The organism is bacterium, from assembly GCA_030685015.1.
Taxonomy (GTDB): Bacteria; CAIWAD01; CAIWAD01; order CAIWAD01; family CAIWAD01; genus CAIWAD01.
On record JAUXWS010000046.1, the window covers coordinates 18,249 to 41,037 of the forward strand.

General features: G+C 69.8%; 17 protein-coding genes and 1 pseudogene. 10 read left to right on the plus strand and 8 right to left on the minus strand.

Going from position 1 to position 22,789, the window contains the following annotated elements:
• Positions 1 to 49: 49 nt before the first annotated feature.
• Both Q8O14_06180 and Q8O14_06185 read right to left on the minus strand, forming a co-directional pair.
• Positions 50 to 1,522: a hypothetical protein gene (locus Q8O14_06180; protein MDP2360325.1), complete on the minus strand. Its 1,473-nt coding sequence runs from the start codon at positions 1,520 to 1,522 to the stop codon at positions 50 to 52.
• A gap of 191 nt (positions 1,523 to 1,713) precedes the next feature.
• Positions 1,714 to 2,022 carry a hypothetical protein gene (locus Q8O14_06185; GenBank protein ID MDP2360326.1) on the minus strand — a complete coding sequence of 103 codons (309 nt, stop codon included), beginning with the start codon at positions 2,020 to 2,022 and terminating at the stop codon, positions 1,714 to 1,716.
• A gap of 388 nt (positions 2,023 to 2,410) precedes the next feature.
• Between Q8O14_06185 and Q8O14_06190 the strand changes: the two genes are divergently transcribed.
• Entirely contained in the window at positions 2,411 to 3,316 is a 906-nt protein-coding gene (locus tag Q8O14_06190; GenBank protein MDP2360327.1) for a DnaJ domain-containing protein, read from the plus strand.
• Between the two features lie 553 nt (positions 3,317 to 3,869).
• On the opposite strand, the gene Q8O14_06195 is transcribed toward Q8O14_06190, so the two are convergent.
• Positions 3,870 to 4,178 (minus strand): hypothetical protein, encoded by a 309-nt coding sequence (locus tag Q8O14_06195; GenBank protein ID MDP2360328.1) that lies wholly within the window; start codon positions 4,176 to 4,178, stop codon positions 3,870 to 3,872.
• 118 nt (positions 4,179 to 4,296) lie between these two features.
• Here Q8O14_06195 and Q8O14_06200 point away from each other — a divergent pair, with 118 nt between their 5' ends.
• The 9 genes and pseudogenes from Q8O14_06200 (at position 4,297) to lon (ending at position 13,838) form a co-directional block, all read left to right on the plus strand.
• Positions 4,297 to 5,718, plus strand: coding sequence for a sigma-54 dependent transcriptional regulator (locus tag Q8O14_06200; GenBank protein ID MDP2360329.1), 1,422 nt, complete (start codon positions 4,297 to 4,299; stop codon positions 5,716 to 5,718).
• A 106-nt stretch (positions 5,719 to 5,824) separates the two neighbouring features.
• Entirely contained in the window at positions 5,825 to 7,027 is a 1,203-nt protein-coding gene (locus Q8O14_06205; GenBank protein ID MDP2360330.1) for a response regulator, read from the plus strand.
• 25 nt (positions 7,028 to 7,052) lie between these two features.
• Positions 7,053 to 7,304 (plus strand): hypothetical protein, encoded by a 252-nt coding sequence (locus Q8O14_06210; protein ID MDP2360331.1) that lies wholly within the window; start codon positions 7,053 to 7,055, stop codon positions 7,302 to 7,304.
• Between the two features lie 25 nt (positions 7,305 to 7,329).
• Complete coding sequence (locus tag Q8O14_06215) at positions 7,330 to 8,247, plus strand: HDOD domain-containing protein (GenBank protein ID MDP2360332.1); 918 nt, start codon at positions 7,330 to 7,332, stop codon at positions 8,245 to 8,247.
• 579 nt (positions 8,248 to 8,826) lie between these two features.
• A pseudogene (locus Q8O14_06220) lies at positions 8,827 to 9,408 on the plus strand (SUMF1/EgtB/PvdO family nonheme iron enzyme).
• A 66-nt stretch (positions 9,409 to 9,474) separates the two neighbouring features.
• Positions 9,475 to 9,912 carry an SUMF1/EgtB/PvdO family nonheme iron enzyme gene (locus Q8O14_06225; GenBank protein ID MDP2360333.1) on the plus strand — a complete coding sequence of 146 codons (438 nt, stop codon included), beginning with the start codon at positions 9,475 to 9,477 and terminating at the stop codon, positions 9,910 to 9,912.
• Positions 9,913 to 10,001: 89 nt separating this feature from the next.
• Positions 10,002 to 10,985 (plus strand): tRNA-dihydrouridine synthase family protein, encoded by a 984-nt coding sequence (locus Q8O14_06230; GenBank protein MDP2360334.1) that lies wholly within the window; start codon positions 10,002 to 10,004, stop codon positions 10,983 to 10,985.
• Between the two features lie 76 nt (positions 10,986 to 11,061).
• Entirely contained in the window at positions 11,062 to 11,499 is a 438-nt protein-coding gene (locus Q8O14_06235) for an Hsp20/alpha crystallin family protein (protein ID MDP2360335.1), read from the plus strand.
• The gene (gene lon, locus Q8O14_06240) at positions 11,499 to 13,838 is read left to right on the plus strand and encodes an endopeptidase La (protein ID MDP2360336.1); all 2,340 of its coding nucleotides are present in this window, start codon (positions 11,499 to 11,501) and stop codon (positions 13,836 to 13,838) included. The genes Q8O14_06235 and lon overlap by 1 nt, the downstream gene beginning before the upstream one ends.
• Here the strand turns inward: lon and Q8O14_06245 are convergent.
• From Q8O14_06245 to Q8O14_06265, 5 genes are all read right to left on the minus strand, one after another.
• Positions 13,831 to 16,470: an ATP-binding protein gene (locus Q8O14_06245; GenBank protein MDP2360337.1), complete on the minus strand. Its 2,640-nt coding sequence runs from the start codon at positions 16,468 to 16,470 to the stop codon at positions 13,831 to 13,833. The two genes, lon and Q8O14_06245, sit on opposite strands and share 8 nt — an antisense overlap.
• A 211-nt stretch (positions 16,471 to 16,681) precedes the next feature.
• Positions 16,682 to 18,730, minus strand: a complete 2,049-nt coding sequence (metG, locus tag Q8O14_06250; protein MDP2360338.1) for a methionine--tRNA ligase — start codon at positions 18,728 to 18,730, stop codon at positions 16,682 to 16,684.
• Positions 18,731 to 18,993: 263 nt separating this feature from the next.
• Positions 18,994 to 20,130, minus strand: a complete 1,137-nt coding sequence (gene ricT, locus Q8O14_06255; GenBank protein MDP2360339.1) for a regulatory iron-sulfur-containing complex subunit RicT — start codon at positions 20,128 to 20,130, stop codon at positions 18,994 to 18,996.
• Positions 20,127 to 21,326 (minus strand): hypothetical protein, encoded by a 1,200-nt coding sequence (locus Q8O14_06260; protein MDP2360340.1) that lies wholly within the window; start codon positions 21,324 to 21,326, stop codon positions 20,127 to 20,129. Before Q8O14_06260 ends, ricT begins: the two co-directional genes overlap by 4 nt.
• Before the next feature lie 65 nt (positions 21,327 to 21,391).
• Positions 21,392 to 22,789 (minus strand): peptidoglycan DD-metalloendopeptidase family protein, encoded by a 1,398-nt coding sequence (locus Q8O14_06265; protein ID MDP2360341.1) that lies wholly within the window; start codon positions 22,787 to 22,789, stop codon positions 21,392 to 21,394.

Below are 22,789 nucleotides of genomic sequence, written 5' to 3' on the forward strand. Positions count from 1 at the left end.
GCGGGGCGGCCCATTCGTTGTTCAAGACGGTTGAGGTGGGGCGCGAGGCTCATCGCAACTGGAAGACGGTTTCCACCAGGAAGGTGCGGTCCTGCTCGGCCTCGCCGCGGATGCGGCCGTCCCCGTTGCGGTCGGCGTAGGTGGTGCGCCAGTCCAGGCGCAGCAGAGCGCCGGGCGCCAGCTCGTAGCCCACCCGCGTGCCGTGCATTGTGCCCGCTGTGCGCAGTTCGAAAAGGGATTCGACGCCCACCTGCGAGTAGTAGGCCGCCAGCTCCTTGAGCTTGGGCACCTTGGCCAGGTCGAGGCCGGCCCCCGCCCACAGGCTGTTCCAATCGTCGTGGCCGCCCTCGTCGGGTTTCATCGTGTTCCAGGCGGCGCTGACCGTCAGGAGGTTGAAGAGGCTGGCCCGGGCGTCGGCGTAGAAACCCTTCATCGCCGGGGCATGCTTGAGCAGCTCCTCGCGGGTGTAGAGGCTGTCGCCGCGATAGATGGTGCGCTCCACGTCATAGGTGCGGTTGAAGAAGTCGCCGATGAACTGCTCGCCCCAGACCCGGTACTCGGCCCCCGCCGACAGCCAGTGGAGAGGCCGCCAGCGCAGGCCGGGCGCCCAGCCGCTGCCGTAGCCGGAGAAGCGGGCCACCTGGAAGTAGAGGTCCAGGTTGGGCAGCAGCTCGTAGCCCAGGTCCGCGCCCAGCGCCTGGAGGGACTCCTCGGCCTTGGAGTAGTCGGGCAGGGGGTGGTCCAGCCAGTCGTCGCCGGGGTAGCCGGCCATGCCGCGCAGGCGCTCCCACAGCTCGGAACCCTCGCCCACCTCGCTGCGCAGATCCTGCCAGAGCTGGTACTCGCGGGCGTCGTTGTGGTCCAGGAAGCGATCCAGCTGGTCCGGCACCCGGTCGCCGTCGGCATCGGCCATGCCGGCATAGAGGTTGCCGTCCATCACGAAGGAGGCCCCCACCCGCAGCTTGCCCAGCACCGGGTGACTGGCGCGCAGGCCGAAGAGGCCGGGGCCGTCCAGTTCGCGGAAGTTGGCCAGGAAGCCTTCGATCTGCGGCTGGCCCGGGCGGAGGTCGAACTCGCCGCCCACCCGCCGCACGGAGGGGTACTGCACGGCGTTGGAGTAGTGGCGCACGAGGATGCCGTAGCCCAGGTTGACATCATCCAGGGCGCCCGCCTTCAGGTAGACGGGATCGCCTTTGTGGGCCCAGCGCAGGTAGTAGATCTTGTCGATGAGATCCCGGCCTTCGTCCCAGTCGGACTTGCGCACCTGGCCATCCTGGTCGAAGTAGAGGGTCAGGTCGAGGGCAATGCCCAGCTTGCCGATGGGAATCTCCGGGCGCAGCGAGATCTGGGTCCAGGTCTGGCCGCCCATGGTCACGGCGCCGATGCCGGCCGAGGCCGTCCAGCCCTGGGCGGCCGGCGCGGCGGGCTCCTCCTCCTGCGCCGGCAGCGGCAGGACGGCGCAAAGGAGGACGCAGCCAAGCAGGGCGCCGCGTGCAGGCGGGAATGCGGGAGAGTGTGTCATGGTGTCCTCGCGGGATGGATCGGGTTCTGGGTGTCTTGCCACACGCGGCCAAGATACTCAACGCGAGGTGTCGTGGCCGGGACACGCCGGAGGCAAGGAGGGCAGCCTGCCGCAAGACCGGTTCCGTCCGCGGGCGGCGCCGGTCGTGCGACAGGCTGCGCCTGTCACCTCAGCCAATCAACAAGGTGGGATCAGAAGGTTATGCTCCAGAGGCGGTCCATCAGCCGCTCGCTGATCTGCTCCGCCAACTCGCGCCGGAAGTACTGGCCCTCGTCCACCTTGGCGAAGATCTCCACCAGGCGGCTGTCCTTCTCCTCGTCCAGGAGCGGCTGCTGACGGCTGCGCGGGTTGACCGGGATGTTGACGAGGTGGCGCAGGTCGTCACGCTCCTCCCGCACCGCCTTGAGGCGGATTTCCAGCGTCCGCTTGTGCATTTTGAAGCGGCGCAGGGTGTCGACCAGGTGGGCGGAGTTGGAAGGAAGGACGGTGCTGTGGGCCATTTTTGCCTCCTGCTGCTTTGGCGAGATCGGATGGGAGCAAGGCTTGTGCCAGCAATTCGAAACTTCGGAAGTAGTAGGACGGAGATAGGACGGATAGTGTTGATAATCATTTATATGGCATGAGGAATGAAGTTGGTCGAGAGAGGCCCGGGCGCGGCCCGGCACCCTGGACGGCGGAAGCGGCGCCGCCGGGTGGAACCCTGGCGTAGCAGGCGGCGGGGCGGGGGAGGAGCATCCTGCCCCTTTGGTTGAAGAGGGCCGCGGCGGTGGTCGATGAAAAGGCGGGTGGAAGGGCTGATGCGGGGAAGGTCCCGGCGCGGCGCCGGGAGTCCATCGCGGCGCGACCTGTGATGATCCGGGCATGGAGAGGCCAAGGACGGGGGAGGGGATGGGCGAGCCGTTCCGCGACTACTATCAGCTGCTGGGGGTGGCGCCCTTCGCCTCTGAGGAGGAGATCCGCCGCGCCTGGCGCCGCCTGGCCAAGCAGTTGCATCCGGACCGCAACCCCGAGGATCCCCTCTCCGAGCAGCGCTTCAAGCAGGTGCAGGCCGCCTACCGCCTCCTCATGGAGCCCGCGCGGCGGGCCCGCTACGACGATCTCTACGCCCGCCGCACGCGCCGGGCCAGGCCCACCGGCCCCGCTTCAGCCGCAGCCGCCTCCCCCCGCGCTGCCGATCAACGCGCGACGGCCGATCCAGGTACGGGCGGCGCGCAGCCGGGGGCGGACGAGGCCCCCTTCCGGCGCCCCCGTCCGGCGCCGGAGGCGCAGGACGGGCCGGACCTGCGCCAGGTCATCCACCTTCCCCTGGACCGCTTCGAGGGTGGCGGCAGCGTTTCCATCGGGCAGCCCGGACTCGCCGCCCTTGAGGTGACGCTGCCCGCGCTGGTCGTACCCGGCGACGAGCTGGTGCTGCCCGGCCGTGGCCGGCCCGGGCGCCTGGGCGGCCGGGCCGGCCGCCTCATCCTCGAGCTGCGCCCCGCCCTGCCAGCCGGAGTGCGCCTGGAGGGATCCGATCTGGTGCAGGAGCTGGAGGTGGACGGCCTGCTGCTCATGACAGGCGGCACGACGACCCTGCGTCACCCCACCGGGCGCAGCCTGGACCTCAGCCTCCCCGCCGGCGTGCAGCAGGGGCAGCGCCTGCGCCTGCGCGGCCAGGGCTTGCCGGCGAGGCCGGACAAGGGGGACCTCGTGCTGGAGATCCGCGTCCGCATCCGGCCGGTCACCGGCTTCCGCGCCCGCCGCCTGGCGGAGAAACTGCGGGATCTCCTCGCCTCCTCCGAACACGGATCCTGAGCCGTGGGCCAACCTGCGCTGGGCGTCGACATGAGCCAGCTGCCATTCTTCTTGGTCGCCCTCTCGTCGGCCTCTGCGCGCGCATACTTCCCGCCTTTGCTGCGGCGGTCAGTCGCGACGCGTGACGAGGCCGAAGAGAGGACCCTGGGGCAAACCCCCATCCCGACCTTCCCCCTGGCAGGGGGAAGGAGTTCGCCCGCGGTGAAGCCGAGGGCTGAACCAATTGCCATTGGCAACCGGCTCACATCATCCGGCCCTCTGTCCGACGCCCGCCGTGAGGCGGGCTCGTCAGGGCCGGTGAGGTCTTGGAGAGCGCTTCTTTGACCCACCTTTCTTCTCGCCAGAAGAAAGGTGGGAAGAGCCGCGGCGCTCGCGCCGCAAGACCCAGCGTCGCGACGCGTGACGAGGCCGAAAAGAGGACCCTGGGGCAAACCCCCATCCCGACCTTCCCCTGGCAGGGGGAAGGAGTTCGCCCGCGGTGAAGCCGAAGGCTGCGGAAGTCAGGGCCGACAGGGGCGAAGAAGACCGCGAGGCGGCCAAAGTCGACCGGCTGCTAACCGAAGAGCTTGTTGGAGAGCGGGTAGCGCCAGACGATCCACAGGTAGGCCAGGTGGTAGAAGGGCCAGAGCACGTTGTAGCATAGCAGTTCCACCAGCACGCCCAGGCGATGGCTCCCCGTGCGCAGCTCCACCCATTCGTGGAGGGCCAGGCCGGGCAGCATCCAGCCGGGGAAGAGGTCGGCGATCCAGATCTCGTCCGCGGCCTCCCCGCCGGCCGCCGCGGCCAGGCCCGGCGCGCCGGAGGCGGGCACGCCGTAGCAATGGAAGCGGTAGGGGTTCCAGGCGAAGACTTTGACGACCATGCCTGCAATGTCGGCAGGGGGCGGGCCCAACTTCAGCCCGGGGGCCGGGAAGCGCATTGCGACGGGAGCGGGCGCTGGGTACATTGATCCGGGCGCCATCCTGGAGGGCACGCGCGGCATGACCGATTCGGGGCTCAGCATCCTGGTCGTGGACGATGAGCGCGTGGTGCGCGAAGTGGTCGGCGAGCTGCTGAGTTCGGTGGGACACCGCGTCACCCTGGCCGCCGACGGCCGCGAGGCCCTGCGTCGCCTGGCGGAGGAGCCCTTCCACCTCGTCCTCTCCGACATCCGCATGCCGCGCCTGGACGGCCTCAAGCTGCTGGACGCCGTCATCCAAGGACATCCCGGCACCCGCATGATGCTCTTCACCGGCTACGGGAGCATCCCCGACGCCGTGGCGGCCATGAAACGGGGCGCCATCGGCTACGTGACCAAGCCCATCGATTTTCCGCAGCTGGTGCGGGAGATCGACCAGCTGGCGGTGGACCTGCGCCTCTCCTCGAGCGGCGGCCAGCTGATGACCGAGATGCTCCGCCGCTTCCAGCTTGGCCTTCCCGCCAGCCGCAACCGCCGCATGAACAACCTGGTGCAGCTGACCATCAGCCGCATCGCCGACTCCGGGGCCAGCGTCCTGGTGACGGGGGAGTCGGGCACGGGCAAGGAGCTGATGGCGGCCCTCATCCACCGCTTCTCGCCCCGTCGCGACGGTCCCTTCGTCAAGGTGAGCGCCGCCGCCATTCCCGAGACCCTGCTCGAGAGCGAGCTCTTCGGCCACGTCAAGGGCGCTTTCACGGGCGCCGACCGCGACCGCCGGGGCCGGGTGGCCGAGGCCGATGGCGGCACTTTCTTCCTGGACGAGATCGGGGAGTTGCGGCCCGCCCTGCAGGCCAAGCTGCTGCGCATGCTGCAGGAGAGGGAGTTCGAGCCGGTGGGCAGCGCGCGCAGCTGCCGCGTGGACATCCGTCTCATCTCGGCCACCAACCGCGACCTGCCGGCGGCCATCGCGGCCGGGGACTTCCGCCCCGACCTCTTCTACCGGCTCAACGTGCTCGAAATCCACCTGCCCCCCCTGCGCGAACGTCGCGAGGACATCCCCGAGCTGGTCGATTTCATCCTCGCCCGGCTTTGCCGCCGCCAAGGTCGCCCCGTGCCCCAGGCGGAGGGTGCTTTCCTCGCCCATCTGGCGGAACTGGACTGGCCGGGCAACATCCGCGAACTGGAGAACCTGCTTGAGCGCTGCCTGCTGGCCGATCCGGGGGAGCGGCTCGATCTCGGCCACCTGCCGGACGATTACCGCCATCCGGACCGGCGGCGCGCCGGTCTCGCCCAGGGTGCGGACCTGGCCCGCCTGACGCTGGATGAGGCCCGCGAGCGCTTTGAGGGGGAGCTGCTGGCCCAAGTGCTGGAGGAGGAGGGGGGCAACGTCTCGGCCACGGCCCGGCGCCTGGACATCGCCCGCAAGAATCTGCAACTCAAGTTGAAACGGCATGGATTGGACCCCGCCCGCTACCGCGCTTCGAGCCGGGCGCGTCGCCCATGATGGACGAAATTCACAAGTGGACGCAAATCCGGCCCTGTACTAGCCGATAGCAGGGGGAAGGACGGCGGCTGTTCCACACTCCAGCTTTGGGATGCCCGTGAACGAGATGCCAGTCTATCTGATCGGCCATGATGCCAGCTGGGCGGCGGCCCTGGAGGGGCTGTTGCGCGGCGAGGGACTGGCCGGCCTCAAATTTTTCCCGGCGGGCAAGGGCGCCCTGGCCGGCTATCGGCAGGCCCTGCCCGATGTGGTCATCTTCGATCTGCGGGTCGAGCACCACGATGTCAGCGTGGCCATGTCCATGATTCGCGAAGCCTTTCCCCGCATGGCGGCGGGCGGGGTGATGATGGTGGGCGCGGCCGATCCCGCCGACCGCCAGGCCCTGCGCGAGGAGCGCGAGCAGCTGGCGCGCATCCAATTGGCCGAGTACCTGCCCCGCAACACGCCGGACGACTTCCTCATCGAGCGCGTCCTGGCCCTGCACCAGCGGGCCCAGGAGTACCGCCGCCAGTCCCGCGAGGCGACCCCGCCGCAAGCGCGCCGGCCCGAGACGGCGCCCCCGGAAGCGCCGCTGCCGCCCACCGACCCGGCCCCTCCCTGCCGCCTCCACCTGTTGATCAGCCAGCCGGAACTTCAGGCGGAGCTGCTGCGGGAGCTGGCCGATCTGGGCGCCGCCGCCCTGCCCGTCGGGCCCCGACCGCCGACCGAGCCCCTGGAGCACGTGGTGGTGGACAGCACCAGCGCCGAACAGCACGCCGGCTACCTGACCCAACTGCATCGTCGCCAACCCGGCCTGCGCATCCTCCAGGCACCCGATCCCGGCGCCGCCACCATGCGCCGCCTGTCGCACGACGTGAGCGCCCTGCTCAAGGCTCCGGGCAACGGCGCCGGCAGCCTGGCCGAGCAGATTCGCGCCCGTGTGGCCGGGGACGGGCGGCAGGCCGCCCCCATCCTGCTGCTGGTCGAGGATGAGCAGAGCATCCGCGAGCTGGCGGCCCACTACCTGCTGCTGCAGGGCTTCGAAGTCCATCAGGCCGAGGATGGCAGCGAGGCCCTGGCCATCCTGCAGGTCCGTCGGCCGGATCTCATCATCAGCGACGTCTACATGCCGCGCATGAACGGTTTCAAGCTCCTTCTGGAAGTGCGCAACCGGGATCCCGAGCTGCCCGTGCTGATGATGTCGGGCTACAGCTCGGCGACCCAGGTACTCGGTTTCACCAACTACCGCAAAGTTGCCTTCCTCAACAAACCCTTCCGTCTGAGCGACCTGGGAGAACGGGTGCGCGGCCTCTTGGAGCTGCAATCGTGAACAGGCCGCCTCAGCGGGATTCCGCGTGAAGGGCAGACGCAAGTCCAGCCTCGCCCGGGGTCGACGCATCCTGGAGCGCATCGCCGCCCTGTCGGCAGAGGCGCCCGGCGTGCTGGAGGTGAAGGACGAGCCGGAGGTGGGCGACGTGGTCGCCGCCTGCCTGCCCGTGGTGATGATGACCGGCTTCAACAGCGCCTCCTCCCTGTGGGCCTCCTTCCCCTGCCACCAAAGTGTATTCCGCGCAAACGCGTCAGACTGGGCAAGCTGGGGGCGATGATCCGCTCCATGATGGAGATCCAAGCATGATCGAATCCCGCAAGCTGGAGCATGAGCGGCGCCAGCGCATCCTCGACCGCATCGCCACACTGGACACCTTGCCGTCGCTGCCCCGCGTCGTGTCCGAGATGCTGCGCCTGCTGGCCGAGGATGACTACAGCGTGGACGAATTGATGGCGCTTGTGCAGCAGGATCCGGCCCTGACGGCCCGCGTCCTCAAACTGGCCAATAGCGCCCTTTTTGGCCGGCCGCGCCAGATCGACAGCCTCCACCAGGCCCTGGTCCTGCTCGGGGCCAAGGAGATCCACCGGCTGGTCACGACCATCTCCGTCATGCGCTCCTTCAACGACGCCTTTGCCCGCGGGCGCACCCTGGACAAGGAACACTTCTGGGCGCACTCGTTGGGCACGGGTGAAATGGCCGCCCGCATCGCCGCCCGCTTCCAGCTGCGCTTCAATGGAGTCGACTTCACGGCGGGCCTGCTGCACGATGTGGGCAAGGTCGTGCTCGACCAGCATTTCCACGCGGAGTTCAGGGATTGCCTGGATCTGTCCCACCGGCGCGGCCTGCCGCAGTTCGAGGCGGAGAACCGGCTGCTGGGATTGGACCACGCCGAAGTGGGCGCCCTGCTTGCCTCCCGCTGGGAGCTGCCGGACAGCCTGCACGCCGCCATCCTCCACCACCACCGCTTCCAGCCCGACGAGACACACGCCCCCTTGGTCGCCTGTGTGCGCCTGGCCAACCACCTGGTCAAGGACGGGGCGATGGGCTGCCTGGGCGAGGACAACCATTGGCAGCTCGAGCTGGACCCGGCCTGGGCCGTGCTCGAGGCGTGCCGCCGCAGCCAGGTCGCCAACCGGGGGGACACCGTGGCCGAGATCAGCACGGAGCTGCACGCCGCGCTGGAGCATGTGCGGGGCCTGATGCTGGAGATCGGCCGATAGCGGTCTGTCGGTCCTTCGCTGAACGTGTTCAACATCCAACAGCCTTGCCCGATTCTGCACAATGTGAAACCACGCCTCTCGTCCATGCCCGAATCTTAGCCAAGACAACGAAAGCCGCCAAGGCTTCGCCTGGCGAAGCTGCGCCCCTGCCCGGCCCCTTGGTCCATCCTTTGCTTGGAATGATCAGGCATCCCGCCGCGACTCATCCAAGACGGTCGTGCGTCCTTCCACCATAGCCCGAGCCCCAGCCGCGGTCGTCTTGCCCATAGCCTGTCGTTACTGGAGGATCCCATGCTTTCCTGCCGAATGATGGCTGGCCTGACGGTTCTGGGTCTGCGCGGCGTCGCAGCCCTGGAGGCGCCGCTGGTGGAGGTCCGGGTCGTCGGCGTCGGCGACAGCCTTCACGTCCAGTTGAATTGGGATCCTGTGCCCGGAGCCACCTCTTATCGAGTGCTGGGTCGCGCGGATTGGCTGGACGCAGCCGCGCAGGTGGCCCTGGTGGACAGCTGCGGCGTCGATCTGGTCTGGCCAGGCCCGGTGGGCCTCTTCACGGAGAGGGCGGAATCAGCCCTGCCGGAGATGGTGCAGGTCCCGGCCGGCACCTTTGTGATGGGCAGCGGGGCCTATGGCAATCTCTTCCACCAGGCGACCCTGACGCACGACTATTGGCTGGCCCGCACGGAAACCACCAACGCCGAATTCCTTGATGCGCTGAACTGGGCCTGGGGACAGGGCGGGCTGGCCATCGGCTACGACATTTCCACAGACATGGACTGGGTGCTGCTGGGCAGCATGCCGCTGCTGCCGGTGGCGCGCGCCGCCACCCATGACGATCTGGTGATCATCTACGACGCGGAGGCCGGCCACTTCATCCTGCACGCCGGCACCCTCAACACCAACATCCGAGGCCCCGGCTTCGCCTATCCCGACGGTTACGATCCCGCCCAGCACCCCGTCAAGTATGTCACCTGGATGGGCGCCGCCGCCTAATGCGACTGGCTCAGCCTGCGCAGCGGGCTGCCCACCCACTACAACAACGAGTTCTACCACGACCCCACCGTGCACAATCCCTACACGGCCCAGGGCTGGCGCCTGCCCACCGAGGCGGAATGGGAGCGGGCAGCGAGCTTTGGCGATCAGCGCATTTACCCCTGGGGCAACGAGACGCCGAGCTGCGAGCGGGTCAACTACCGCCACCTCGGCTACTGCGTCGGATGGACCGAGGCGGTGGGATCGCATCCGCTGGGCACCAGCGCGCTAGCAGCCCGTCGGACTTGGCCACTTGGCGGTCTTCATCGCCCCAATCGGCCCGGATCTTCCGCAATTTTCTTGAACAGACCACCAGTATGCCCTGCGAAAATTCCGAAAAACCGGCCTCGATTTGGGCGCGAATCCCATCCAAGGCCCAAGCCCGACAGGCTGCTGGGCTTCCAGGATCTGGGCGGCAATGTGATGGAGTGGTGCAACGATTACGTGGAACTCCTCAGTTCGGAAGCCCCGGTGACGGATCCCATGGGCCCATCCCGCACGGACTACCGCGCGCTGCGCAATGGCCACTGGTACAGCTTCAGCAACGCCCACATGCGCGGCTCGTGGCGCGCCCAATCCTCGCCAACCCACGGCTATGACAATGCGGGCTTCCGCGTCTGCCGCACGGTCCAGTAGGGCGTGGCGTAGACAGATACCAGGCCCCCTGCCAAGCCCTGCCTCCGCCGTGCCCTGTCGAGAACAGGCGGCAGGCCCTACCTTCCCCCATGCCGCTTGTCCTCGCCTCACCTTTTCTCCTGGCACCCATGGCCGGCCTCAGCACGGCCGGCGTCCGCGCGCTCTGCCTGCGGCTGGGGGCCGGCGCCGCCTCCACCGGCCTGGTGGACGCCGCCGGCTTGGCCGGCGGATCGGCGGGCAGCCTGCGGCGCGCCCATCGCGGGGAGGACGCGGGACCCCAGATCCTGCAGCTCTTCGCCGCCGAGGCCGGCATCCTGGGCCGCGCCGTCCGGCGGGCGGGTGAGCTGGGCTTCCAGGGCGTGGAGCTGAACCTGGGGTGTCCGGCCGGACCGGTGGTGGAACGGGGCTGCGGCAGCGCCCTGCTGGGGCACTGGGACACGGTGCGCTCCCTGCTGGACGCGCTGGCGACGGCGGGGCTGCCCGCCGGCGTCAAATGCCGCAGCGGCCGCCGGCCGGGCGACGAGGACTTCCTCATCCTGCATGGTCTGGCCGCCGAGCGGGGCCTGGACTGGTATTGCCTGCATCCCCGCAGCCTGGCCGGGGCCTACCATGAGCCACCGGACTGGAGCCTGGTCGATCGTCTGCCGCGAACCGGGCCGCGCCTCTGGGCGGTGGGCGACCTGTGCGACGCCCCGGCGGCCCGGGCTGCCCTGGAGCGCCATCCCGCCCTGGAAGCCGTCCTCATCGGGCGCGCCGCCCTCTCCGCCCCCTGGATCTTCGCGCTTTGCCAGGGCCGGCCCGCGCCAGAGCCCGCGGAGCAAGCCGCGCATCTGACGGAGCTGCTGACCGCCCTGGCCTCCGACCTGGACTGGCAGGAGGGCCGCCGCATCCTGCCCGGCCTGCTGCGCCACTTCGGCCTCCCCGCCGGGGAGGATGCCCAGTTCCGCCTGGCCGACCGCCGGCGGAGTGGCCAGTGGCAGGCGCTCCTGCTCGAGCGGCTGCAGGCCGGGCCGCTGCCGGTCATGCGGGACAACCCCTTCCTGAAACAAGGCGCCAGCCCTTCGCCCCGATGAAGTTGACCGGCCGTCCAGCCGATCATGAGAGGGCGGGCCGGCGTGCCGGTCCGCGCCAAACGTCTCCGGAGGCCCCATGCACGTTTTCGACCGGCGTCAACTGGACCAGATCCGCGGCGTGGATCCCGACCTGGAGCGCCGCTTCCTTCAATTGCTGGGCGACCGGCCGGAGCTGCCGGCCACGGGGGCTTTCCGGCCTCCCGCCGACGTGCTGGTGGGACCGGGCGAAGTGGTGGTGGTGATGGAGCTGGCCGGCATCCGGCGGGAGGACATCCGCCTGGCCACCGGCGAGGACGAGCTGGTGGTGCAGGGATGCCGGCGGGAACCCGTGGAACTGGAGCGGGAGGAGGTCCTGGCCCTGGAGATCGCCACCGGCGAGTTCGAGCGCCGCGTCGCCCTCCCCCTCGGTCTCAGGCTGGAGCAGGTGTCGGCCGCCTATCGCGACGGCTTCCTGGTGGTGCGCATCCCCCGGGGCGGCGGACCCGCCTCCGGCAACGGGGAGGAGACAAACTGATGAGAACCGATCTGGACGACGATCTCGACCTGGTGCTGCCCGCCGCCGTGCCCGGCGTGCTCAACCTGCTGCCCGTCACCGACGTGGTGGTCTTTCCCGGCGTCATCCTGCCCTATGTGGTGAGCGATCCACGGCTGATCCGCTCCATCCAGGCCGTGCTGCGGGGCGAGCGCTTGCTCGCCGTCTTCCTCAAGCAGGAGAGCGAGGAGAACGGACGCCTCGCCGCCGTGGGCACGGCCGTGCAGATCGTCAAGATGTTCAGTGTGCCCGACGGCTCCATGGGCCTGCTCCTGCGCGGCGTGGAGCGCCTGCGCTTCGTCGGGATGGCGGGCCGCACGCCCCATCTGCAGGTGCATGTGGAGCGGCACGCGGACGACATGCGCGTCAGTGTGCGGTCGGAGAGCTACCGCAAGGCGCTGATGAAGTCCTTCGACGAGTACTGCCAGCACAACAGCTGGGTGAACGATGACCTGCGCCAGAACCTGCGCCAGGTGCAGGAGCTGGGCCATCTGGCCGACCTGATCAGCGCCAACCTGAGCTTCAGCGTGGAGGACCGCCAGCTGGTGCTGGGCGAGCTGTCCGTCACGGAACGGGCGCGGGCGGCCCTCAAGCTGTTGCGCCGCGAGGTGGAGGTGGCCGAGCTGACGCGCAAGATCCAGGAGGATCTGGCCGGCGCCATGGACCGCAACCAGAAGGAGTACTACCTCCGCGAGCAGATCAAGGTCATCCGGCACGAGCTGGGCGAGGATGACGACGCCCAGGCCGAGCTGGAGGAGCTGCGGCGGCGCTTCGAGCAGCCGGGCGTCCCCGAGACGGTGCGCGAGGCCGGCCAGCGCGAGTTGCGGCGCCTGCAGCGCATGAACCAGTCCTCGGGCGAGTACAGCGTGGCGCGCAGTTATGTCGACTGGCTGGTGCAGTTCCCCTGGACCGTCCATGACCGGGACCGCCTCGACGTGGGGCGCGCCCGGCGCATCCTGGACCGCGACCACTTCGGCCTGGAGGAGGTCAAGGAGCGCATCCTCGAGTTCATCGCCGTGCGCAAGCTGACGGGCGACGGCCGCAAGAGCCCCATTCTCTGCTTCACGGGACCGCCCGGCGTGGGCAAGACCAGTCTGGGCAAATCCATCGCCGAGGCCCTGGGCCGGCGCTTCGTCCGCCTGGCCCTGGGCGGCGTCCACGATGAAAGCGAGATCCGCGGCCACCGGCGCACCTACGTGGGCGCCATGCCCGGCCGCATCGTGCAGAAACTGCGCGAGACGGGGCGCCTCAACCCGGTCTTCATGCTGGACGAGATCGACAAGCTGGGGGCGGACGTGAAGGGCGACCCCGCCGCCGCGCTGCTGGAGGTGCTGGATCCCGCCCAGAACCACACCTTCGCCGACCACTACCTGGAAGTGTCAGTCGACCTGGGCCAGGTGATGTTCATCGCCACCGCCAACCAGCTGGAGCGGATCCCCGCCCCGCTGCGGGACCGCATGGAGGTCATCCAACTGCCCGGCTACCTGCCCACCGAGAAGCTCGAGATCGCCCGCCGCTTCCTGGTGCCCCGCCAGCTGGAGGCTTGCGGCCTGTCGCGCGGCCAGCTCTCCTTCCAGGCGGAGGGCCTGCGCACCATCATCGAGGAGTACACGCGCGAGGCCGGCGTCCGACAATTGGAGCAACGGATCGGTTCCGTGGCGCGCAAAGTGGCGCGCCGGGTGGCGGAGGGCGAGACGCCGGCCCTGAAGGCGGGGCGGTCTCTGATCCGGTCGCTGCTGGGCAACCGCCGTGTCCAGCCCGAGACGGCCAACCGGTCGCCCGAGGTGGGAGTGGCCACCGGCATGGCCTGGACGCCCTACGGCGGCGCCCTCATGTTCATCGAGGCGGGGGCGATGCCGGGTTCCGGCTCCCTGCGCCTGACCGGCAGCCTGGGCGAGGTGATGCGCGAATCCGGGGAGATCGCCCTCAGCTACATCCGCAGCCACGCCGTCCAGCTGGGCGTCCCCGCGGATTTCCACCGCGGCCTGGATTTGCACCTGCACTTCCCGGAAGGCGCCACGCCCAAGGACGGCCCCTCGGCGGGGGTGGCCATCGCCGCCTGCCTCGTCTCGCTGCTGGCCGGACGGCCGCTGCGGCACGACGTGGCGATGACCGGGGAGCTCAGCCTGCGCGGACGCGTGCTGGCCGTGGGCGGCCTGCGCGAGAAAGTGATGGCTGCCCACCGGGCGGGCATCCGCACCATCCTGGCGCCCCGCGACAACCTGAAGGACCTGGAGGAGATCCCGCGCGAGATCCGGGACGATCTCGAGATCATCGGCGTGTCAAGGCTGGAGGAGGCCCTCGCCCGCGTCCTTAGTTGAGCGCCTGGCGGACGAGGGATCCCATCGACGAGATGGTGAAGGGCTTGGCGATGAAGCCCCGCACGCCGGGCAGCTCCAGCAGCTCGCCCCGCTGACACTGGGTGTAGCCCGAGCAGAGGATGACGCGCAGATCGGGGCGCAGGCCGGCCAGTTCGTGGCAGAGTTCCAACCCGTTCATCCCCGGCATGAGAACGTCCAGCACGAAGAGGTCGGGCGCCCCCGGCTCCTCGCGCAGTGCCTCCAGCATGGCCGGGCCACCGTCGAAGGCGCGCACCTGATAGTGCTGGCTCTCCAGGATGCGGCGCAGCATGTCCCGCATCACCGTGTCGTCGTCGGCGATCCAAACCTGGGTCGTGTCCTGGGGCGCGGCGGCCGAGGAGGACTCGCGGACGGCCGCCACCGGGAAGAGCAGGCGCACGCGCGTGCCGTAGCCGACGCGGGACTGGATCTCGGCCCGACCCCCATGGCGCTCCATGATGGTGAAGACCATGGCCAGGCCCAGGCCGCTGCCCTGCCCCTTCTCCTTGGTCGTGAAGAAGGGGTCGAAGATTTTGGGCAGCAGCACCTCCGGGATGCCGCAACCGGTGTCCTGCACCTCCACCTCCACCCAGGCGGCCCTGTCGGTGGAGCCCGCCTCCGCCGCCCGCAACCGGCTGCGCAGAGTGATGGTGCCCTGTTCCCCGATGGCATCGGCCGCATTGAGCAGCAGGTTGAGCACGGCCTGCTCCACCTGGACCGTGTCCGCCTTGACGCTGGACAGGCCGGAGCCCAGCTCCTCCTCCAGCCGGACATCCGGTTTCAGCCCGCGCCGGAAGAGGTCCAGGCAGTGGCCCAGCGTGGTGTTGATGTCCTGGGCCTCCATCGACTCCTCGCCCAGGCGGGCGAAACCAAGCAGCTGGCGGGTCAACTGGGCGGCGCTGCCCACCGCCCGCTCGATCGTGTCGAGGGGACCGCAGGCGCCGGCCATCTCCCCGGTCAGCCGCCGCAGGTGGCCCGTGTTGCCCAGGATGCCGGCCAGGATGTTGTTGAAGCCATGGGCGAGGCCGCCGGCCAGGCTGCCCACCGAGTCCATCTTCTGGCTCTGGATGAGCTGGGTGCGCAGGGCGCGGCGCTCGCTCACATCCTCCAAGAGGAAGACCACGTCCGTCAGCACGCCCGACTGGTTGCTGACCGGCACCGTGGCCACCGAGATGTGACGCAGGCCGCCGTCGCCACAGCAGTCGGGGGGCATCGCCAGTTCCTCGACGCGGGCCGCCTCGCGGCGCAGGGCCCGTTGCCACAGGGCCTCCACCTCGGGCATCTGGCGGCGCAGGCGCAAGAAGGCGTGCTCCTCCCCGGTCCGGTCATCGCCGCCGGTCAGGCGGGCGAAGGCGGGATTGTGCTGGCGCACCTGTCCGCCCGGGTCCAGGATGACCATCCCCAATTGCAGCTGCGCCAGCAAATTGTCCAGGAAGCCCAGGCGGGCCACGCTCTCCAGCGCCAGCCGGCGACGCTCCGTGTCGTCCCGCAGGCTGCCTTCGATCTCCCTCTGGCCGGGCACGCGCCGAGCCGAGATGAGCAGCTCCACCAGGCGGCCGTCGGAGCGCATGGTGGTGACGGGGGCGTCGGTGACCGATCCCTCGGAGTTCAGCCGCTCGAGGAAGGCCAGGTGTTCGCGCTCGCTGCCCCAAACCCGGCGCGGCGAGACATCGACCCCGCTGGCCAGGCCCAGCACGCGGCAGATGTAGGGGTTGACCCCGATGAGGGCGCCTTCGGCGGTCATGCGGAAGAGGCCGATGTCGGCGTTCTCGACCAGGGAGCGGAACTGACGCTCGGATTCGGCGATGAGGCGGACCAGCTCCGCCTGGGCCAGCAGGGCGGAGGCCTGACCAGCCAGGATGCTGATGATCTCGAGGTCGCCGGTGCTGAAGGGCCGCGTGATGGGCCGCGTGATCGTCACCGCCCCCAGCGCCCGCTCGCCGGTCATGAGCGGCACGCTCATGAGCACCTCGTCGATCTCGTCGGGCGTGCCGGGGACCTGCACCACGATCCCGCTGGTGGCCGGATCGTTGACGATGGCGGCCCGGCCCGTCTGCACCACGTGACCGGTGAGGCCGGTGCCGACGGGGATCTCGAAGTTCATTGTCAGATCGGCGTAGTGGGGGTCGTCCGTGTAGAGGGGAACCAGGCGGTCGCCCTCCGGGTGGAGGCCGTAGATCGTCGTGTTGTTGGCCTCCACCAGATGGTGGCAGGCCCGCGTGATCTGCTGCATCAGCTCGTTCATGTCCACGGCGCCAGCCATGCGCCGGGAGATGTCGAGGATGGCCTGCAGCCGTTCAGCCAGCTGGGCGCTGTCCGGCCGGGCCGGATCCTGGACGATCAGAAGAAGCAGGGAGTCCTCGGTCAGGCATTCGCCCTCCACCGGCAGGGTGCTGTCGGGCGTGCGCAGGGCCAGCTTCCGCCGCTCCCCCGGAGCGGGCAAGGCGTCCACCACGCTGTGCGCTTCCCGGCCCGCCAGGTCTGCCAGGCTGCAACCGCAGAGGTCGAGAAAGGCCTGGTTGGCCAGCACGATGCGCTGTTCGAGGAGGAGGCAGCCGTCTCGGCTGCGCTGGAGAAGCTGCTGGAGGAGGGGGCTGATCATTTCGGTCCTCATGGCGGCGCGCTCCCGGCTTCAAGGTGAAGGGCGGTCATCCACCGCTTTATCGGCATCCGGGAGGGGGAAATGGGGCCGGGCGGCAGCGGGAAGGGTCTTAGGGCCAGTAGCATGGAGAAGTGGCCGGGTCGGGCGGGATCAACCGATGGGCGTCCCCGGCGGCACGGGTCCGTGCCGCAAGCTGCCGGCCATGGGGCCGGGTCGGGCGGGATCAACCGATGGGCGTCCCCGGCGGCACGGGGCCAGGATCCAGCAGGCAGAGCCCGGTGGGACCCTTGGCCGCCAGCAGCATGCCCTGGCTGGCCACGCCGCGGATGCGGGCCGGTTCCAGGTTGGCCACCACGCAGATCATGCGCCCAAGCAGCGTCCCGGGGGCATGGTCGGCCGCGATGCCCGCCACGATGGTGCGGGGGCTCGCCTCCCCGCAATCGATCTCCAGCGTGAGCAGGCGGTCGGCGCCGGGGACGCGCTGGGCCGTCAGGATGCGCGCCGCCACCAGCCGGGCGCGCCCGAACTCGGCGAAGGAGATGAGGGCGTCCCCGCCTGGAGTCGTCCCGGCCGGCGCCGCCGCGGGTGCGGGCGGGACCGGGTCCGCGGATGGGGCCGGGGCAGGTCTCGCCAGGTTGGCGAGAAAGGCCTCCTCGTCGATGCGCGGCACCAGCGGCTCGCCATGCACGATCAGGCCGACGCCCTCCTCGCGCCAGGCCAGCTGGTCCGGACCGGCCTGTTCTGTCACCCCCAGGCGTCGCAGCAGGGCCGGGCTCAAGCCGGGCATGACCGGCGCAAGCAGGCAGGCGGCCAGGCGCAGGGTCTCCGCCACATCGGCCAGGACGGCCCCCGCGGCGGCGGGATCGGTCTTCACCAGCTTCCAGGGCGCCGTCTGTTCCATCAACTGGTTGCCCAGGCGCAGCAGGCCGAAGACCTGGTCGACGATGCCGTGCAGGTCCAGCCCGTCGAGCTTCGGCGGAAGGGCCGAGAGCAGCGCCTCGGCCGCGTGCCTGAGCTGGCCGTCGCCGGTCTTGCCCCGCGCCGGCGGCAGACTTCCCGCGAAATGCCGTCCGGCCAGGTTGGTCACGCGGCTGAGCAGGTTGCCCAGGTCGTTGGCCAGGTCCGTGTTGATCCGCTTGACCAGCAGGTCCGGGCCGAAGGAGGAGTCGTTCCAGGGCACCATTTCGCGGATGAGGAAGAAGCGGAAGGCATCCACTCCCACCCGCTCGATGAGATCCAGGGGCTTGACCACGTTGCCGACGCTCTTGGACATCTTCTGCTCGCCGATCAGCCACCAGCCGTGGATGAGGAAGCTGCGCGGCGGCTCGATGTCCAGGGCCTTGAGCAGGGTGGGCCAGTAGACGCAGTGCGTGGTGAGGATGTCCTTGCCGATGAGATGGACGCTGGCCGGCCAGAGGCGGGCGAAGCGCTCCGGGTCATGGCCCAGGCCCGCCCCCGTCAAGTAGTTGATCAGGGCGTCCACCCACACGTAGCAGACGAAGTCGCGATCGAAGGGCAGCTCGATGCCCCAGCTCATGCGCTCCTTGTTGCGGCTGATGCAGAGGTCGCGCAGGGGCTGCCGCAGGAAGCCCAGCACCTCGTTGCGGCGGCTGTGGGGCAGGATGAAGTCCGGGTTGGCCTCGATGTGGCCCACCAGCCAGTCCTGGAAGGCCGACATGCGGAAGTACCAGTTCCGCTCCGTGAGCAGCTGGACGGGCCGCCCGCATTCGGGACAATTGCCCGCCGCCAGGTCCTTTTCGGTGAAGTAGCGCTCGCAGGGAACGCAGTACTGCCCCTCGTAATCGGCGGCGTAGAGGTGCCCCCGGTCGTGCAGGCGCTGGAGGAGGGTCTGCACCAGCGCCACATGCCCGGGGTCGGTGGTGCGGATGTAGTGGTCGAAGCGGATCTCGAGGCGCCGCCACAAGTCGCGGAAGCGGAGGGACATGCGGTCGCACAGTTCCTGGGGGCCGATCCCCTCCCGCTGGGCGGCCTCGAGCACCTTCTGGCCATGCTCGTCGTCGCCCGTCAGGAAAAAGGCCTCCCGCCCCAGCAGCCGGTGGTAGCGGGTGAACACGTCGGCCAGCACGGTGGTATAGGCATGCCCCAGATGCAGGTCCGAGTTGACGTAGTAGATGGGAGTGGTGATGTAGAACGGCTTCATCAGATCCTCATCTTCGCTTTTCCTATCGCTATCGCTATCGCTATCGCTATCGGTATCGCTATCGGTATCGGTATCGCTATCGGTATCGGTATCGCTATCGAAACCCCCCATCAGGCTCCCGCAACCCCTCCCGCGGTGGGCCTCCGATCCCGATCCCGATAGCTATCCCGATGGCGGGTTGGGCGATCCACCCGATCCGGCGGACCATACCCCTGTGATGCCGGACTTCCGCCCTCCCCGGGCCTCCGGTTGCGCCGCCCGCCGCGCCGCCCGCGCGGACAGACCAGCGGCATCGATATCGATATCGATACCGATACCGATAGCGATAGTGATCCCGATGGCGGGTGGGGCGATCCACCCGATCCGGCGGACCATCACCCCTGTGATGCCGGACTTCCGCCCTCCCCGGGCCTCCGATTGCGCCGCCCGCCGCGCCGCCCGCGCCGACGGCGCTGGCCCTCCGCCCCGGCCGCATTCGACCCGGTCTCGTCCGAGGGCGCCGCGGAGGACGCGTCCACCAACCCATCCTCTTCCTCCGGTCCGTCGGCGATGGCATCAGCCTCCGGCCCATCGGGCGCGGTCCCGGGCGATTCCGCCGGAGGATGGGCGCTGGCGACGAGGACACCGGGCACGGCGGGACGCTCGTGGTCCGGCCCCAGGCCCTCACGGCCACAGGCGCCCTCGCAGTGGTTCTCGGCCGGATCGAAGCTCATCAGGCGCTCCAGCTCCTGCCGCGTGACGGATTCCAGGTCCCCGCTCACGTAGCGGATGAGCACCTCCTCGTTGAAGATGTCGATCTTCTCGATGAAGGCGGCGCCGCGCAGGGTCTCCACCGCCCGCTCCAGCGGCGGGTAGCGCTTCAGCTCGGCCCGGTAGAAGTCCAGCTCGTAACGCAGGCAGCACTTGAGCCGCCCGCAGTTGCCGGAGAGCTTGACCGGGTTGAGGGGCAGGTTCTGCTCCTTGGCCATGGAGGTGGTGACAGGATCAAAGCGGGAGAGCCAACCGCTGCAGCACTGGCGCTGGCCGCAGGGACCGAAGCCGCCGAACTTGCGCGCCTCGTCGCGGGCGCCGATCTGGCGCAGCTCGATGCGCGTGCGCAACTCCCCGGCCAGGTCCCGCACCAGGGTGCGGAAGTCGACCCGTCCCTCCGCCGTGAAGAAGAAGGTCACCTTCTTGCCGTCCAGCTGGAACTCGACGTTGATCACCTTCATGGGCAGGCGGTGTTCCAGCACGAAGCGGCGGCAGACCTCCTCGGCGCGGTTCTCCCGCTGCAGGTTGCGCCGCTTGCGTTGGAAGTCGTGGGGATTGGCCTTGCGCACGATGGTGCGCACCTCGTCCCGCTCGCCCTCCTGGGAGATGCGGTCCTCCCCGCTGATCTGGACCACGCGGCCCAGATCCTCCCCCTTCTCGGCGTTGACGATGACATGGTCGCCCAGCTTGACCGGGAAGCCCATGGGGTTGGTGAAGGAGGCGCGGCGGTTGCCCTTGAACTGGATCTCGAAATAGTTCATGCCGGTTGCTTTCGTGGAATCGGTTCCGCCGCCCGGCGCATGGACTGCGCCAGCGTGACGAGCAGAACGAAGATGTTGACGTTGCGGTCCAGGCGCCGCGCCGCCTCGGCCAGCGTCTCCAGGACCTGGTCCAGGCGGGGGAAGCGCCAGCGGGCCGAGAAGAGCTCCAGGTTCTCGAGCTGGCGGGCCTGGACCACCCGGTCCCCCGCCTCCTTGCCCAGCAGGCGGACCAGTTCGGCGTCCAGCAGCCAGATCTGCAGGTCCTCGACCAGGGCCTTGATCCGCTCGCGGTCGCGCGACTCGTCCATGGCCATGATGCGATGGTAGAGGGCGTCGCTGTCCCGGGCCAGGAGATCACGGATGAAGCCCTCCGGCCGCCAGACGGGATCCGCTGCCCGGCCCGCCGCCTCTTCGGCCAGTTGCAGGGCTTGGCCGGGGTTGCCGCCGGCCAGCTGGGCCAGCTCGCGGGCGGCCATGCCGGCCTGGCGGTCCAAACCCTGCGCCGAGACCCAGGAGGCCAGCTGCTCGCTGGGCACGGGGCGCAGGGCCAGGCTTTGGCAGCGGCTGAGGATGGTGGGCAGGAGGGCCTCCGGCTGCCGGCTGCAAAGAATGATGACCAGGTCGTCGGGCGGTTCCTCCAGCAGCTTCAGCAGCGCGTTCTGCGCCTGGACGCCCAGCCGCTCGGCCTCGATGATGATGGCGACCCGCCGTCCACCCTCAAAGCTCCGCATGCCGGCCCACTTCTTGAGGAGCCGCACCTGGGCCACCTGGATCTGGCGGGCCTTGTCCACCCGTGGCGGCAGGAAGGGCCGCTCGCGCCAATCGCGCAGCGCCTCGACCTGGCGGTCGGCGGTCTCCCGCACCACGGCGTCCACCGCCTCTGCCGCGCCGCCTCCGGAATCGCCGCCCTCGCCGGCGGCCGCCGCGCCGGCGCTGAGCGAGGGCATGGGCAGCACGAACTCCAGGTCGGGGTGGTCCATCTCCCGCGTCTTGGCACAGGCGGGGCAGGCCTCGCAGGGATCCTCCCCCCCCGCGCGGCAGAGCAGGACCCGGGCCAGGACCCAGGCGGCCAGCTCCATCCCAAGCCCGCGCTCGCCATGGATGAGCAGGGCATGGGCCACTTGCCCGCGCCGGACGGCGCGCCGCAGGATGCGGGCCGGCAGCTCCTGGCCGACCAGGCTGTCGTAGTCTGGCATTTCCATCCCCATGCCCGGAATCGAAGGCGGAAAGGTAGCGAATGGTCCGGGGAGGCCGGCTCCGCTCAGGGGGCCAGCCATTGGCGGGGATCGCGCGCTTGGCGATCCTGCCACAGCTCGAAGTGAAGGGAACCCTGCCCGGGCGCCTCGAAACGACCGGCCCGGCCCAGGATCTCCCCGGCCGCCACGGTCTGGCCCTCGCGCACGGCCACTTCCCCCAGTTTGGCGTAGACCGTCCAGCAATCCTCGCCATGGGCGAGGAGGACGGTCTCGCCGAAGCCGGCCACCCAGGTCAGCTTCTCCACCCGGCCGGCATGCACGGCCTGCACCGGACTGCCCGGCGCGCAGGCGAAGTCCACCCCCGGATTGTCCAGGACGGTGCCAAGGAGCGGATCCTGGCGCTCGCCGAAGGGGCGCGCCACCCAGCCCTTGACCGGTAATGGCAGGCGGCCGCGGCGGGCGGCGAGGCCTCCCGTGGGCGCCCGATCGAGACGCGGCAGGGCTGAAGGGGGCCGCTCGGGCACCACCACCGGTTCCACCTCAAGGACGGATCCAGCCAAGCGTCCGCTGATGGTGGTCTGGCGCCGCTCCTCCTGCTCGCGCCGGCTGGCCCGCTCGTCCCAGCGGCGCTGCAGGTCCGCCAGCTGGCGGGCCACCTCCTCGCCCGCGTGGCGCAGTCGATCAGCCTGGCGGGCCGCCAACTCGCGGTCCTCGCGCAGGCTGCGCAGCAGGCGATCCTGCTCCTCGCGCTCCCCGGCAAGGCGGGCCAGTTCGCGGTCGGCCTCCGTCCGGGCTCTCCCGGCGCGGCGCTGGTCGCGCTCCAGCTGGGCCAGCAGTCCCTGGCGCCGTTCCCGCTCCGCTCCCTCGCGGTCGACCAGTCCGGCCACCGCGCTGCGGGTCGCGGACAGTCGCGCCAGGCTCTCCTGCAGGCCCCGGGCCAGCCAGGGCAGACGACGCATGCTGCGGGTGGCCTCCTCCCGGTTGCGGGACTGCAGCCAGAGCCCCACCACGTCCAGCCGACGCAATGGAAACAGGCGACGGGCGAGGGCGGCCGTCTCGCTCCGCAGGCGGGCCGTCTCCGTTTCCAGCCGGACGCGCTCCACATCCAGGCTGTCCAGGCGCCGGGTCCCGGCGGCCAATTCCGCCAGCTGCAGCGTCTCGCTGCTTCGCAGCAGCTCCAGCTCCCCTTCGAGTGAACGGCAGAGCCGCCACCGTGCCCGCTCCTGTTCCTCAAGCTGGTCAAGGCGTTTGACTCCGCCCTCCTCCCGGCGGGCCAGATCGCCCAGGCGCGTCCGCTCGCGCTCCTGGGCGGCGGCCAGGCTGTCCAGCTGGCGGAGGGATTCATCCAGACGAGTGGCGGCGGGTGTGCCTCCCTGCGGCGCCAGCAACAGGGCAAGCAGCGCCAGGGCCGCGCCCGCGACCCGGATGATCTTGCCTGATGGACCTGTCTGCCGCTTCGCCAT

Excerpts from the sequence above, each read along its gene's own strand:
- Q8O14_06180 (MDP2360325.1), bottom strand. The coding sequence starts at position 1,522 with ATGACACACTCTCCCGCATTCCCGCCTGCACGCGGCGCCCTGCTTGGC.
- Q8O14_06185 (MDP2360326.1), bottom strand. The coding sequence starts at position 2,022 with ATGGCCCACAGCACCGTCCTTCCTTCCAACTCCGCCCACCTGGTCGAC.
- Q8O14_06190 (MDP2360327.1), top strand. The coding sequence starts at position 2,411 with ATGGGCGAGCCGTTCCGCGACTACTATCAGCTGCTGGGGGTGGCGCCC.
- Q8O14_06195 (MDP2360328.1), bottom strand. The coding sequence starts at position 4,178 with ATGGTCGTCAAAGTCTTCGCCTGGAACCCCTACCGCTTCCATTGCTAC.
- Q8O14_06200 (MDP2360329.1), top strand. The coding sequence starts at position 4,297 with ATGACCGATTCGGGGCTCAGCATCCTGGTCGTGGACGATGAGCGCGTG.
- Q8O14_06205 (MDP2360330.1), top strand. The coding sequence starts at position 5,825 with ATGCCAGTCTATCTGATCGGCCATGATGCCAGCTGGGCGGCGGCCCTG.
- Q8O14_06215 (MDP2360332.1), top strand. The coding sequence starts at position 7,330 with ATGATCGAATCCCGCAAGCTGGAGCATGAGCGGCGCCAGCGCATCCTC.
- Q8O14_06230 (MDP2360334.1), top strand. The coding sequence starts at position 10,002 with ATGCCGCTTGTCCTCGCCTCACCTTTTCTCCTGGCACCCATGGCCGGC.
- Q8O14_06235 (MDP2360335.1), top strand. The coding sequence starts at position 11,062 with ATGCACGTTTTCGACCGGCGTCAACTGGACCAGATCCGCGGCGTGGAT.
- lon (MDP2360336.1), top strand. The coding sequence starts at position 11,499 with ATGAGAACCGATCTGGACGACGATCTCGACCTGGTGCTGCCCGCCGCC.
- Q8O14_06245 (MDP2360337.1), bottom strand. The coding sequence starts at position 16,470 with ATGAGGACCGAAATGATCAGCCCCCTCCTCCAGCAGCTTCTCCAGCGC.
- metG (MDP2360338.1), bottom strand. The coding sequence starts at position 18,730 with ATGGGGGGTTTCGATAGCGATACCGATACCGATAGCGATACCGATACC.
- ricT (MDP2360339.1), bottom strand. The coding sequence starts at position 20,130 with ATGAACTATTTCGAGATCCAGTTCAAGGGCAACCGCCGCGCCTCCTTC.
- Q8O14_06260 (MDP2360340.1), bottom strand. The coding sequence starts at position 21,326 with ATGCCAGACTACGACAGCCTGGTCGGCCAGGAGCTGCCGGCCCGCATC.
- Q8O14_06265 (MDP2360341.1), bottom strand. The coding sequence starts at position 22,789 with ATGGCGAAGCGGCAGACAGGTCCATCAGGCAAGATCATCCGGGTCGCG.